Here is a 12,876-nt window from a genome sequence, read left to right as displayed (position 1 = left end):
TTTATACCACCAATCTATAGAGAAATCCAATCTGACCAACTATCACACTGAGAGGAACACCCGTCATCGCCACATCCCCCGCCCCAGGCATGACATTCTCTATATGATATTCTATTTCCATTTTCATCATATGTATTCTCAATTCTAGATAAAGGAACATGTCTACAATTGCCGTCTTCATCATAAAAACTACAACTCTGAATAGATAAAGGAATTCCATTATTGTCATAAATAATATCTTCTCCAGAATCATATGTTGAACAATTTCCGTCACCACCATCTCCAAGCCAGCAAGACTTCGAAGATGAAGAAATCTTATTCCCATTTATATCATACTCATAGGTATAATCTACAGCATTATTAAACGAGGTGCAATCACCAGAAGAACATTGCCTATAATGCGTTGGATTACCATAGTTATCAAATGTAGTATCTCCCCCACCGTCATATGAAGAACAGTGCCCATTACTATTTATATGATCTCCTGAACAATATCTATCTGAAGCACTGATTTTATTTCCTTCATTATCATATTCGTATGTCATTTCTCCCACATCAGAATACGAAGTACATCTACCATTTTCTCCAATCATTGAGATATCATTGCATCCAGTGTAACCTACTACTTCTCCTTGGCTATTAAATTGATATTCATACGGACACAATGTTTGCCCCTCTACATCCATACATAGCGTCATATTGGCTCCTGTTTCGGTATATTCCGTAGTAACACACCCTTCATCTGGTATACAAAATCCTTCTGTCATACTCCCATCTTCTTGATAGGTTGCCTGACAAGATACTGGTATAAGATCTCCTCCAAACAAATTATTCATCATTTTATTCATTTGTGCTGTACATTCTTTCACACATGGATAAGAGTCACATCCTTCTACTCCTGCAGGTTCTGTATCGGCATGTGCTAAACTCCACGGAGTGCCGCTGCCACCCCCTTCCAACACATACGTGTCATAGCCATCTGTTAAACTACCGCTAATGAATGAGCCGCCTAAGCTCTTACACAAACGCTCTGCCCGTTCACTGCCTGTTAATGCTTCACAGTGGATTTCTTTGGGATAGTTTAGACTGTTCTCTTGGTAAATAATGTAATTATTTTCTAGCCCTTCTTTGGACATTTTTACAAATCCATAATCACTATCTTCACTAATCTCTACTTTTAAGCCGTCTCCCACATTGGCTACGGTGCCACTCGGGTCATTGGGTAACTGTACATCTAAATAGGCCAAATCATCCGAATAGTGTCCGCCATTCATATAAAATGCTTCTTGGGCATTGGCCACACTCTTAGCCATCGGCATTAACGTAGCATAACGGCTTTTATCTACGGCGGTTTGATACTGCGGTAAGGCAACTGCGGTCAGCACTCCGATAATGAGTACCACTACTAATAGTTCAATTAAGGTGAAACCTCTTTTCATAATCCCTCCCAACTAAAAATAAACAACTGTTTTTTCCTGCAAAAACACGGCTAAAAACAACTTTAACAACGCAAGTGTCACCAACGACCCCTGCATCTTCCCTAATCGTAGCAAAAAAAAAAACGAGTCAAGTGTTTTTTATTAATACTTTTTCTTTCCGAAGAAAAAGTACACAAAAAGACGGTCGGCCAAGAAACAAAAAAGCATCTGCAAACGGCTGTTTGATAAACTCGCTTTGCTCATACATATCAAACAGACTACCCCTTTTGCAGACTCTTTTTTACTACGCTTCAAGGCCGATTTGTAACAGCAAATAAGGTGGAGATCCCCGATTACAAATTTCGGGGATGACAGAGGGGGGTGTTTCGGGGATGACAGGGAGTGGCGTTTCAGGGATGACCTTAATTTTATATTGTCATTGCCGAAGTAGCAGTCCGCAGGATTCATGATGACGGCATGGGATAACGACAAAAAAATATTGTCATGCTGAAAGGTTTTTGTTCAGCATCTCCTCTGCTTTCGCTTTCATAACAGATAAAATGCTACAATACATAAAAGCCCCGTTAGCTCAACTGGATAGAGTACCGGTCTTCGGAACCGGTGGTTCGGGTTCGAATCCCGCACGGGGCAAATTCATTTCAGTATATCTCTATAAAAAAATTTGCTAGAATAAGATATCTAATCTAGTAGTAAGGAGTCATCCATGGGTGGACATTCACACTGGGCTGGTATTAAACACAAAAAGGCCCTCGTAGATGCAAAAAAAGGTAAAGTCTTTACCAAGATTTTAAGAGAAATTACGATTGCGGCTAAAATGAGCGGCGGCAATCCCGATCAAAATCCTCGTTTGAGAAAAGCGATGGATGATGCGCGTGCAGCCAACATGCCGATGGAAAACATGAAACGCGCCATCATGAAAGGTACCGGCCAACTGCCCGGTGTGTCTTATGAAGAAATTACATATGAAGGATACGGACCGGGTTCTACGGCGGTAATCGTAGAATGTACAACTGATAACAAAAACCGTACCTTTGCGGAAATCCGTAAAATTTTCACCAGCCGCGGCGGCTCTATCGGTACTTCCGGTTGTGTATCTTACATGTTCAAAAGCAAAGGTGTGATTGTGATTGCAAAAGATGCTATTGGTGAAGATGATTTGATGAACTTGGCTTTGGAAGCGGGTGCCGAAGATGTACGCACAGAAGGCGATGCCTATGAGGTCATCACCGCTCCGGACGCCACTTTCGACGAAGTGAAAAAAGCCATTGAAGCAAAAGGAATCACGCCGGAATCAGCCGAACTGACCATGTTACCGGATACGGAAGTAAATATCACCGATGAACATACAGCCGAATCTCTGCTTAACATGATGGAAGAGCTGGATGATCACGACGATACGAAAAACGTATATTCCAACTATAATATCCCCGATGATATTATGGCCAAATTAGATAAATAAACTTGGTTTATATTATACCGCCCGCGTCCTCTTTGGCCACGGGCGGTTTTCTAAACAATGAATAAACTTACTACCACCATTTTGGGCATAGACCCCGGTTTAGATCGTACCGGTTGGGCGGTAGTACGCCGCACGGAGCGCAATCAGCTGCAGCTTATTGCCTGCGGGTTATTACACACAGCCGCCGGTCAAGACTTACCCCAACGCTTGGCCTATGTTTACGAACAATTACAAAAAATTCTTACCCAGTACAACCCCGACCAAGTGGCCATGGAACAAAACTTCTTTTTGAAACGCGCAGTCACCATGGCTAACACCGTAATGACCCGCGGTGTAATTATTGTAGCTTGCGAACAAGCTAAAAAAACAATTTCTTTTTATCCTCCCAAACGCGTCAAAATGATTTTATGCGGCACCGGAACAGCGGACAAAAAACAAGTACAACGTATGGTACAGCTCACGCTCAATTTGGATAAAAAACCAGAGCCAGATGATGTGGCAGATGCTGTTGCAATCGCAATTTGCCACCACAAAACGGCCCCTCTTAACCGGCAAATTCAAGCACAAGCCGCCTTCTTAGAAAAAATAAAGGCGGCCAAAGCCGCCCAAATACAAACAATCACCAGAAAAGTGCGTACTACTCGCTCAAATTAATGGTTTCATCCACCAAGTAAGCAGGCCGTTGTTTTACTTCTACAAAAATACGGCTCAAATACTCTCCGATAACTCCTAAAGTAATCAGCTGTACGCCGCTGAAAAACAAAATGGTTACCATCAAGGAAGCGTACCCGCTTACCGGGTTGCCCCATACCCATTTTTTATAGGCAATCCATGCCGCAAATATAAAAGCCCCGAACGAAACCAATAAACCAAAATACGTCCACAGTTTCAGCGGAATAGAGGTGGCGGAAGTAATCCCCCCTAAAGCAAAATTCCACAATTTCCAGTAATTCCATTTGGTCTGTCCGGCCGCCCGAGATTCACGCCGGTAGGGAACGGCAATACTTTTGTATCCCACCCAGGAAAATAATCCCTTCATAAAACGTTCTTTTTCCGGCAAACTGCATACCGCCTGCACCGCACGGCGGCTCATCATCCGAAAATCCCCCGTGTTATAAGGAATGGGCCAAGAAGCCATTTTATTATACAGCTTGTAAAAGGATTGCGCCGTGATGCGTTTGAAAAAGGAATCGGAGGAACGGTCCACTCGTTGCCCATATATATTTTCATATCCTTGCTCAAATTTTTCCCAAAATGTAGGAATCAACTCGGGCGGATCTTGCAAATCCACATCCATAATAACAACCGCTTGGGCCTGCGTATAAGAAAGTCCGGCCGTTACCGCCGCCTCTTTTCCAAAATTCCGCGATAAGGAAACAATTTTTACACAGCTATGTTGCGCAGCTAATTCTTTCAAAATAGCCAGCGAATTATCTTTGCTTCCGTCATTGACAAATACATATTCGTACGTGAAACGTTCCCGGAGCAAACCCTCCATCCGCTTGAAAAACAGAGGAATCATTTCTTGTTCATTATAAACGGGCACCACAATAGATAATTGTTTCATCTAATACTCCTTACAAGCTCCTATCGAAACCATTCTTTTGGAGGGCGCATATCCCCGTAAGGAGATACTTGAACATAACAAGATGCGCCAAACGTCCGCCGCAACAGGATGGAACGTTTCCATTTTTGCGCTAAGCGCGGAAGATCTTTATCCATACAAGCCGGCAAATAAATCCAAGATTCCGGATGAGCATTTAAAATTGCTTCCCGCTCCTCTTCCGGAATATGGAATAACTCATATACTTTCACATTTTTCTTCCATACATCATTCAAATAATAACCATACATGGCATTCATGGAAGCAGGTGGGTATCCGGTCATACTGGCCACTAATAAATCCTGTTCCGGGAAACGATCTCGCCAGAAGGCAGCCGTAGCGCGTGCCGAAAAACTATTCGGTTTTAGGAAAGAAGGATACTCTCTATAAAATACGAACACAGCCATTATAAATGCAATTGTCATCGCCAAACAAATAATATTTGATTTTCGTGCCAGAGGCGCAATCAGCAAACAAATAAATATGTAAAATGCTGGTAGTATTTCCGTAAAATATCGGCCAAAAAACAAATGAATTTTTATAGACAACAAGAATGCAATACCTACTACACTCACTAGCGTAATACCTAGTAATATCAGTTCCCGCGAATAGGCAAATACGTGTGTTTTACGATAGCGCAGATATTGATAAATAGCCCCGATGATCATCGTAACAATCCATATTCCCAAACTAATAAACGAGGTAAAAAAGAACACGGAAAAGTTAAAAGGGACTTTACTCCACGCTTTCTCGTTTCCCCACCACTCTCCTTCAAAACGTTGCAAACCGATATTTGTCCATAAATTCGGAAGTAACCACGGAAGGAATAAGATAAATACCACCACCGGCACTGCGATAAACCACTTTAAGGGACGTTTGTGGTACCATGCTTGCACGAACAGCAACACGGAAAAAATACCAAATAATAATGCTCCGAAGTAGTGGCTATAACTCAAGAGCAAAGAAAATATACCAAACACCATCCATTTTGAACGGGGGATATCGCGTTTATGTACCACCAAGCGTGATATTTCCAGGAAATTAAAAGTCAGTATCGTAGACAATAACAACATCAATGCATAGGGACGTGCATGCTGGGAGTAAATAATCATGTAGCCATTGCTAGCCAAAAAGAGCAGGAAAACAAGGCGAAGTTGGTATCCCCACCGTTTGGGAAACAAAAACCAGGCAGATAAAAAAGTACCCATTGTAAACAATATACTGGGAATTCTTAACCATACTTCCGACCCATACGGAGTAAAATAATTCCAGATATGCAAAATAAAATTGTGTAAAGGCGGGTGTACATCCACCATCAACCAATGAGAGATTATCCAGCCAAACGATAGCGCCGGATTAGAGGTAATCGCTGTAAATACCTCATCATACTCCAGTCCAATCTCTACAATCAGAACCCGGCATGCAACTGCCCACATGAAGATTAAACCCCAAATAGCCCACCATATTCCTTTATTCCACAATTTCATATGCAACACACCTCTCGAACATCTCCTTGTACAAAACTATATCAAAAACTAAAAACTCCTTGCAACCTTTTACTTTTCCGATATTTCGCAAGTGTTCCTGACAGATATGCTAAAATAGAACTATGATTGCTTATTTACAGGGAACGATATTGGAAGTACGCGAAGAAAGTGTCATCTTAGTCTGCGGTGGAGTAGGGTATGAGATTAATTTGGCCCGCAGCAATGCCGCCGAGTTGGACTCTGGACGGGAAATTGCGCTCTATATTGCCGAGTCTATTTCCCCCTATGACGGCACTGTATTGTACGGGTTTTTGACCAAAGAAGACAAAGAGTTGTGGACCCTTTTCAAGACGGCTATTCCCAATACAGGGGCCAAAAAAGCATTGGAATATTTGAACAAGGCCTTACGTTCTGTGGCAGATTTTCATCAGGCCATTTTGGCCCGCGATCCAAAAATTTTGACCGGCATCTTTGGCTTTACCGCTAAAACAGCCGAAAAATTAATCAATTCTCTGAAAGACAAAATGGATGCCGTCAGCGTGCAGGGAAGCAGCAAAATCAAAGTATTGGACCAAGCTCCTTACATGAGCGAAGTATTAGAGGCACTTACGGCCTTAGGCTATTCTGCCGCCGAATCCAGACGGGCTATTGAACAATTATATCAAGAAGGAATTTCTCCTTCGGAAAAAATTGAACGTATCATTACCGAAGCGTTACGGGTACTTAAAAAATGACCAATCAAAACGAAGTATTAAACGTACAGCAATTAGCGGAAGAACAAGGTGGCTTGGAAGCGGCCTTGCGCCCTAATAACCTAGACGAATTTGTTGGGCAAGATAAATTAAAAGAAAACTTGCGCATTTTTATTGAAGCCGCCCGCAGCCGCGGGGAAGCCTTGGACCATTGTCTGTTTTATTCTCCACCGGGGCTTGGAAAAACTACGCTGGCCAATATCTTAGCCAAAGAAATGGGAGTTAACATTAAAGTAACCTCCGGCCCTGTACTGGCGCGCCCGGGGGATTTGGCCGCCATGCTCACCACCGAACTGGCCGACGGAGATATTTTATTTGTAGATGAAATCCACCGTTTGAATCCGGCCGTAGAAGAGGCGTTATATCCGGCCATGGAAGATTTTACTTTCTTTATCAATACCGGCAAAGGTGCCGGCTCCACCACGCTCAAATTAGCGGTACCGAAATTTACCTTGGTGGGTGCCACGACTCGTTCCGGATTACTGACTGGACCGCTGCGCGACCGCTTCGGCATTGTATTTAACTTGGGTTTTTACGAAATCAAGGAAATTACAGATATCTTGGCTCGTTCGGCCCGTTTATTAAATATTGCCGCAGACCGTGCCGGATTAACCGAACTGGCCAAACGTTCCCGAGGAACGCCACGCATTGCCAACCGCTTATTGCGTCGCGCGCGAGATTTTGCGCAGGTCAAAGGCGACGGCGTTATTACCGAAGAAATTGCTATCACAGCGATGAACTCTTTAGATATTGATAGCGAGGGACTAGACAGCGTAGATAAGCGTATTTTGCAGGCCCTGATTGAACGCTTTGGAGGAGGCCCTGTGGGTGTAGACAACCTAGCGATTGCGGTTTCCGAAGCAGTAGATACGCTTACAGATGCTATCGAACCTTATTTAATTAAGGCCGGATTTATTGCCCGCACCCCGCGCGGTCGTGTGGCTACCAAAAAAGCCTATGACCATTTAGGTAAAAAACGCGACGAAGGACTTTTGTTTTAATGAAAAAAATCATTCTTTTCTGTCTGCTCGTAGCAATTGCAACGCTCAGCTATGCCCAACAAACGGTGCGGGTCCAATTAGCTGAAGATCTTACAAAGGCCCAAGTGCAAACTTCTGGACGCGTGTATATTTACGCTTTGAATAACTCCAAGAAATACAAAGTAAGCCGTCCGGAAACGATTGATATCCTTTGGCGCAAAGGGAAATTGCAAATCGGCGCGCTAACCAGTGCAGATACCCTAGTGATAGAACCCGACACAAACGTAATTTTAACATTTCAGAAGAACACCTATACCGGTAAATTTTATTTAATCCCTGCCAAAAATACCTTCCGCGTAGTGGAATATACCGATCTAGAGAACTATTTGTTAGGGGTGCTCCCTTATGAAATGAGTTATTCTTGGCCCGTTGAAGCACTCAAAGCACAGGCGGTAGCGGCTCGCACATACACTTTGATGCAAATTCAAAACAATAAGAAGACAGATTTTGACCTGTATAACGACGTTCGCAGTCAAATGTATAAGGGCTCGGCTAAAGTATATGATAGTGTACGTCAAGCCGTAGAAGGAACCCAAGGAAAAGTGCTCAAATACAAAGGGGAATTATTTAATACCTACTATCATGCCAATTGCGGTGGTGGTACTGATGATGCAAAAATTTGGACGGGCAATAAAAATGCTACCATCAAACCTTTGCAAGGAGCCTCTTGCTCAACGGACAGTCATAGCAAAAGTTACACCTGGAGCAATACAATTGCTTTGAGCTCCATCAACAAATTTGTCAATAAAAACGGCCTTTCCGGATCGGTCACTAAAATCAAAGTACAAGAAAAAACCCATACTAAGCGGGCAGTTACCCTGCAATTTACCACCAAGCAAGGGAGCAAAACTCTCTCTTGTGCTCAATTCCGCTTAGCCGTAGGAGCCTCTTTGCTTAAGAGCTGTAAGATTACGGATATCAGTAAACACGGATCTGACTTTACTTTTGCCGGCCGGGGTTATGGCCACGGCGTGGGCATGTGCCAAGACGGAGCCAAAGGCATGGCGCAGGAAGGCAAAGACTACAAACAAATTTTGAGTAACTATTTCCCCTCGTCAGATTTGACCACACTATGAGGTATTATGGCTTTTGAACGTTTCAAACAATTTAATATCGATCCCTTAATTGCCAAGCAACCTGCCACTCCCAGAGACAGTGCCCGGCTGATGGTGTTGCACCGAGACACACACGTCATTGAAAATCGTATTTTTCGGGATATTACTGATTATTTTCAGGCAGGGGATGTACTGGTGCTTAACAATACTAAAGTATTTCCGGCTAAATTATTTGCTCATAAGGCCACCGGCGGTAAAGTGGAAATTTTACTAGTTCGCCCGCAGGCAGACCCGTATGTTTGGACCACGCTGACCCGTGATTATAAAGAAAATGCAGAGCTGGATTTTGGCGACGGTTTAACCGGAACCATGTTGGGTAAAACGGGAAATAACGAAGTGCTGATTCGTTTTAATCAGGAAGATATTTTACCTTTTTGCCATGAACACGGGCTGATGCCTCTTCCGGTGTATATTGAAAAAGCCCGCAAACATGAAGGATTAACCCCCAGCCTGTCTACGGATAAAGAACGATATCAAACCGTCTATGCCAAGTATGAGGGTTCTATTGCGGCCCCCACGGCAGGTTTTCATTTTACGCAAGAATTGTTAGATAAATTAGCAGCCAAAGGCGTGCAGATTGCTTATATCACGTTACATGTAGGATGGGGCACGTTTAAACCCTTGCGTGGAGAACCGGAGCAACATCAAATGTTGCCTGAACTAGCGGAAATTTCATCTCAAACCGCGGAAATAATTAATCAGGCACGCCGCGCCCAAAAAGCCATTTTTTCTGTGGGTACCACCAGTACCCGCACCTTGGAAAGTTTTACGCAAAACGGCGTAACCTCCTCCGGTAAAAAATGGACCGATTTATTTATTTATCCCGGCTACACGTTCAAAGCCATTACCCATTTAATTACTAATTTTCACTTTCCGGATTCTACCCCCCTATGCATGGTGACCGCACTGGCAGGAGAAGATTTTATCTATCAAGCCTACCAAGAAGCCGTAGAACAAAAATATCGTTTTTACTCGTTTGGGGATAGTATGTTAATTCTTTAGGAGCGACTATGTCTACCGTACTTTTAACAGAGGAACAATTTATTGCCAAAGGCAGTCACAAACAGTGTTTCCGCCATCCGCAACAAGAGCGTCAGTGCATTAAAGTACCGTACAATCAGGCCGGCCAAACCGACCTCAATCGCGAAATTCACTATTTAACTCATATCCTTGGCAAACGTGGGGCAGAAAGCGGCATTTTACCGGCTTATTATGGCCCTGTAGAAACCAATTTGGGTACCGGCCACTGTTTTGAATTAGTTTGCGACGCGGACGGGAAAATATCGGCCAGCATTGAAACCATTTTGAATAATCCGGCGTGCACTTCCCAACAAATCACGCAAATTCACGATGCTTTATTACATTTACGCAATCAAATGCTCAAATATCGTATTATTGCGATGTCTATTTATCCGGAAAATATTTTATACCAACGCTTAGGGGAAAATAATTTCCGCTTGGTGCTCATTAACGATATGGGAAGCAGTTCCGTTTTGCCGCTAGAATATTTTTTGGCACCGCTGGCCAAGGCCAAAATAAAACGGTACTGGAACCGCTTTGTTCAAAACAGCATTCCGCACCGGTTGCCGCCGACGGTGGCCGATGCATTGGCTGATTTAACTTTTTAAGGATTTATTATGCTTTCTCCCTTTCAAATTAAGACCAAAGATGCTCACTCTAAAGCCCGCACCGGTGTATTGTATACCAAGCATGGGGCTGTTCAAACCCCCGTTTTTATGCCGGTAGCTACGCAGGCCAGTGTGAAAGCCTTAACCTCTGCTGACTTAAAAGAAGTGCACGCAGAGTGTTTGCTTTCCAACACCTATCACTTGTATTTACGGCCGGGCACGAAAACCTTACAAACGCTGGGCGGACTGCACGACTTTATGAAATGGGACGGAAGTATTTTGACTGATTCCGGCGGATTCCAAGTGTACAGTCTTTCTCAATTTCGCAAAATTAGCGAAGAAGGGGTTTTGTTTCGTTCCCACCATGACGGGACGAAACATCTTTTTACGCCCGAAAATGTCATTGAGTTTGAAAAAGAAATCGGCTCGGATATTTGGACGATGCTAGACGTCTGTATCCATGCCAAAGACCCTTCCAAACAAGAGGCGCGCCAAGCCTTAGAACAGACCAAACGTTGGGCTGAACGAGCCGCCGCCCAATACCAAAAAACCGTTGCGCAACAATTGATTACCCAGCAGGCAGACGGTTCTTTTAGTGTTGGCAATTCGCTTTTGTTTGGCATTATACAAGGTTCTATTTTCCCGGATTTACGTCAAGATGCGGCCCGCACCATGGCTTCTTTGCCCACGCATGGGTATTGCATTGGCGGTTTATCGTTGGGAGAAACTATCGAGCAAATGGATGAAGCCGTTTTAGCCGTCACCGAAAATTTACCCGAACAAAAGCCGCGCTATTTTATGGGCCTTGGAACGCCGGTTGAGATTTTGCATTGTGTGGAACGCGGGGTGGATATGTTTGACTGCGTGTGGCCTACGCGCGTGGCCCGCAATGGTATGGTTATGACCGAGGAAGGTCGACTCAACATTAAAAATGCCACTTTCCGCTTAGATACCCGCCCCTTGGACGAGCATTGCGATTGTTTTGCTTGCCGTAATTATTCACGGGCTTATCTAAGTCACCTGTTCCGCAGCGGCGAGCTGACCAGCCACCGGCTATTGTCTATGCACAATATCCGTTTCTTAACGCGCACCATGGAGCGCATCCGCGCCGCTATTGAAAACGGAACTTTCCTGCAGTTCAAAGAAGAATTTATCAAGAAATATCAGTAAGTTTTACTTGATTAAATACCCCGGGATAAATGCTCTCAGGGTATTTCTTTTACTTGTCTATTCGTGATCAATTCATAAAATTGCTTAAATCCATATAATAGGGATCACAAGCTATGCCACGGTCCGCACATTTAGGTGCCGTTCCACACCCGGCCCCGCAACAACAAGAGGTGTCGTCATAGAAAGTAGCGGCGGCAGTAGCAGAATCGTAATTGGCTGTTCCTCCGCAAGCAGCCCACCCACCATTTGGAGCATAGCAAATAGAACCATTTATAAATTTATTTCGTTGGCACGACATGTGATTAGCTGCTACGCAAATTCCATTATCAAATGTAGAATAGCTACATCCAGATCCTTTAACACAAATTGCTGTTCCTCCCGTTACGCTAATACTAGCACAAGAGCCGCGGTCATCTGTTACTATACATGCTCCTCCCTCTTTAATTTGCGCATAGGCACAACCTCTATCACGAGTATGTCCATAGCATACACCTTCTGCTCCTATCACTTGTCCTCTACCGGCTTCATCATCAAAACCACATTGACCATCTCCCAAATAATTCATATTAAGTGCATCACAACGAGTTTGATCATCTTTATAACACTTGGTTTTACTCGTGCTCCAACTGCGGCTGGCATTGTCGCACGTCGCTTTGTCGATTTCCTGGTCCAATAGATAACCCGTGTAGCCGTCTGCACTGGTTAACTCTTGCCCCATGAGTAATTTTCCGCAAAGTCTGTTGGCGCGCTCATCTCCGGTGGCCGCTTCACAATGCAACTGCCCGGCAAATTTCGGGTTATCATCTAAATAACTAGCCAGTCTTACATTGGCCAGTTTGCTATTAGTTACTCTGATTACATTGGGGTCAGAAGTATTATTAGGAGTAATTAAATTAAATGTTAAATCGCTGTTTTCCATAGTCACGTCCAAATTACCCATGGTGTCGGTATATCCGTCATTGGACATCTTAAATGCTTCTTCTGCATCTTTTATCGCTTTAGCTCCCGGAAGCATTGTACTCCAATGGCTTTTGTCTACTGCTCCTTGGTACATCGGTATTGCAATAGCAGAAAGAATACCGATAATAAGAACTACGATTAATAGTTCTATTAAAGTAAAGGCTTTCTTTGACATTTTTATTCTCCTGTTTAATCATCTTAAAACGCCCGTAATGCAACGTTT

The 12,876-nt window shown here is 43.6% G+C and carries 12 protein-coding genes and 1 tRNA gene; 9 read left to right on the top strand and 4 right to left on the bottom strand.

Annotation, left to right across the window (positions count from 1 at the left end; genetic code table 11):
* Positions 1-14: 14 nt before the first annotated feature.
* A complete protein-coding gene (locus tag IKN49_06130; protein MBR3632615.1) occupies positions 15-1,439 on the bottom strand; it encodes a prepilin-type N-terminal cleavage/methylation domain-containing protein in 1,425 nt (474 codons plus the stop codon).
* A 557-nt stretch (positions 1,440-1,996) separates the two neighbouring features.
* On the opposite strand from IKN49_06130, the gene IKN49_06125 reads away from it, so the two are divergent.
* The 3 genes from IKN49_06125 to ruvC all read left to right on the top strand — a co-directional run bounded on the left by IKN49_06125 (position 1,997) and on the right by ruvC (position 3,552).
* Positions 1,997-2,069 (top strand) — tRNA-Arg (locus tag IKN49_06125).
* Positions 2,070-2,142: 73 nt separating this feature from the next.
* Positions 2,143-2,898 carry a YebC/PmpR family DNA-binding transcriptional regulator gene (locus IKN49_06120; protein ID MBR3632614.1) on the top strand — a complete coding sequence of 252 codons (756 nt, stop codon included), beginning with the start codon at positions 2,143-2,145 and terminating at the stop codon, positions 2,896-2,898.
* 57 nt (positions 2,899-2,955) lie between these two features.
* On the top strand, positions 2,956-3,552 hold the full coding sequence (ruvC, locus tag IKN49_06115; GenBank protein ID MBR3632613.1) for a crossover junction endodeoxyribonuclease RuvC: 597 nt from the start codon (positions 2,956-2,958) through the stop codon (positions 3,550-3,552).
* On the opposite strand, the gene IKN49_06110 is transcribed toward ruvC, so the two are convergent.
* Together IKN49_06110 and IKN49_06105 are read right to left on the bottom strand one after the other, a co-directional pair.
* Entirely contained in the window at positions 3,536-4,465 is a 930-nt protein-coding gene (locus IKN49_06110; protein ID MBR3632612.1) for a glycosyltransferase family 2 protein, read from the bottom strand. The genes ruvC and IKN49_06110 overlap by 17 nt on opposite strands.
* Positions 4,466-4,485: 20 nt before the next feature.
* Positions 4,486-5,988: a glycosyltransferase family 39 protein gene (locus tag IKN49_06105; GenBank protein ID MBR3632611.1), complete on the bottom strand. Its 1,503-nt coding sequence runs from the start codon at positions 5,986-5,988 to the stop codon at positions 4,486-4,488.
* A 122-nt stretch (positions 5,989-6,110) separates the two neighbouring features.
* Here IKN49_06105 and IKN49_06100 point away from each other — a divergent pair, with 122 nt between their 5' ends.
* From IKN49_06100 to tgt, 6 genes are read left to right on the top strand one after another with little or no spacing between them, the layout of a single operon-like run.
* Positions 6,111-6,722, top strand: coding sequence for a Holliday junction branch migration protein RuvA (locus IKN49_06100; GenBank protein ID MBR3632610.1), 612 nt, complete (start codon positions 6,111-6,113; stop codon positions 6,720-6,722).
* On the top strand, positions 6,719-7,741 hold the full coding sequence (gene ruvB / locus IKN49_06095) for a Holliday junction branch migration DNA helicase RuvB (protein ID MBR3632609.1): 1,023 nt from the start codon (positions 6,719-6,721) through the stop codon (positions 7,739-7,741). The genes IKN49_06100 and ruvB overlap by 4 nt, the downstream gene beginning before the upstream one ends.
* The gene (locus IKN49_06090; protein MBR3632608.1) at positions 7,741-8,856 is read left to right on the top strand and encodes a SpoIID/LytB domain-containing protein; all 1,116 of its coding nucleotides are present in this window, start codon (positions 7,741-7,743) and stop codon (positions 8,854-8,856) included. The genes ruvB and IKN49_06090 overlap by 1 nt, the downstream gene beginning before the upstream one ends.
* 6 nt (positions 8,857-8,862) lie before the next feature.
* A complete protein-coding gene (gene queA, locus IKN49_06085; protein MBR3632607.1) occupies positions 8,863-9,897 on the top strand; it encodes a tRNA preQ1(34) S-adenosylmethionine ribosyltransferase-isomerase QueA in 1,035 nt (344 codons plus the stop codon).
* Between the two features lie 8 nt (positions 9,898-9,905).
* The gene (locus IKN49_06080) at positions 9,906-10,523 is read left to right on the top strand and encodes a hypothetical protein (GenBank protein MBR3632606.1); all 618 of its coding nucleotides are present in this window, start codon (positions 9,906-9,908) and stop codon (positions 10,521-10,523) included.
* 9 nt (positions 10,524-10,532) lie between these two features.
* A complete protein-coding gene (tgt, locus tag IKN49_06075; GenBank protein MBR3632605.1) occupies positions 10,533-11,693 on the top strand; it encodes a tRNA guanosine(34) transglycosylase Tgt in 1,161 nt (386 codons plus the stop codon).
* Positions 11,694-11,760: 67 nt separating this feature from the next.
* On the opposite strand, the gene IKN49_06070 is transcribed toward tgt, so the two are convergent.
* On the bottom strand, positions 11,761-12,828 hold the full coding sequence (locus IKN49_06070; protein ID MBR3632604.1) for a pilin: 1,068 nt from the start codon (positions 12,826-12,828) through the stop codon (positions 11,761-11,763).
* Between the last annotated feature and the right edge of the window lie 48 nt (positions 12,829-12,876).

The sequence above is a fragment of the Elusimicrobiaceae bacterium genome (assembly GCA_017528825.1).
In the GTDB taxonomy this organism is placed as follows: Bacteria; Elusimicrobiota; Elusimicrobia; order Elusimicrobiales; family Elusimicrobiaceae; genus Avelusimicrobium.
This window is presented reverse-complemented; position numbering and strand designations above follow the sequence as displayed.

Bases quoted from the DNA above. Each gene is read 5' to 3' on its own strand.
- IKN49_06130 (MBR3632615.1), bottom strand. From the start codon at position 1,439: ATGAAAAGAGGTTTCACCTTAATTGAACTATTAGTAGTGGTACTCATT.
- IKN49_06120 (MBR3632614.1), top strand. From the start codon at position 2,143: ATGGGTGGACATTCACACTGGGCTGGTATTAAACACAAAAAGGCCCTC.
- ruvC (MBR3632613.1), top strand. From the start codon at position 2,956: ATGAATAAACTTACTACCACCATTTTGGGCATAGACCCCGGTTTAGAT.
- IKN49_06110 (MBR3632612.1), bottom strand. From the start codon at position 4,465: ATGAAACAATTATCTATTGTGGTGCCCGTTTATAATGAACAAGAAATG.
- IKN49_06105 (MBR3632611.1), bottom strand. From the start codon at position 5,988: ATGAAATTGTGGAATAAAGGAATATGGTGGGCTATTTGGGGTTTAATC.
- IKN49_06100 (MBR3632610.1), top strand. From the start codon at position 6,111: ATGATTGCTTATTTACAGGGAACGATATTGGAAGTACGCGAAGAAAGT.
- ruvB (MBR3632609.1), top strand. From the start codon at position 6,719: ATGACCAATCAAAACGAAGTATTAAACGTACAGCAATTAGCGGAAGAA.
- IKN49_06090 (MBR3632608.1), top strand. From the start codon at position 7,741: ATGAAAAAAATCATTCTTTTCTGTCTGCTCGTAGCAATTGCAACGCTC.
- queA (MBR3632607.1), top strand. From the start codon at position 8,863: ATGGCTTTTGAACGTTTCAAACAATTTAATATCGATCCCTTAATTGCC.
- IKN49_06080 (MBR3632606.1), top strand. From the start codon at position 9,906: ATGTCTACCGTACTTTTAACAGAGGAACAATTTATTGCCAAAGGCAGT.
- tgt (MBR3632605.1), top strand. From the start codon at position 10,533: ATGCTTTCTCCCTTTCAAATTAAGACCAAAGATGCTCACTCTAAAGCC.
- IKN49_06070 (MBR3632604.1), bottom strand. From the start codon at position 12,828: ATGTCAAAGAAAGCCTTTACTTTAATAGAACTATTAATCGTAGTTCTT.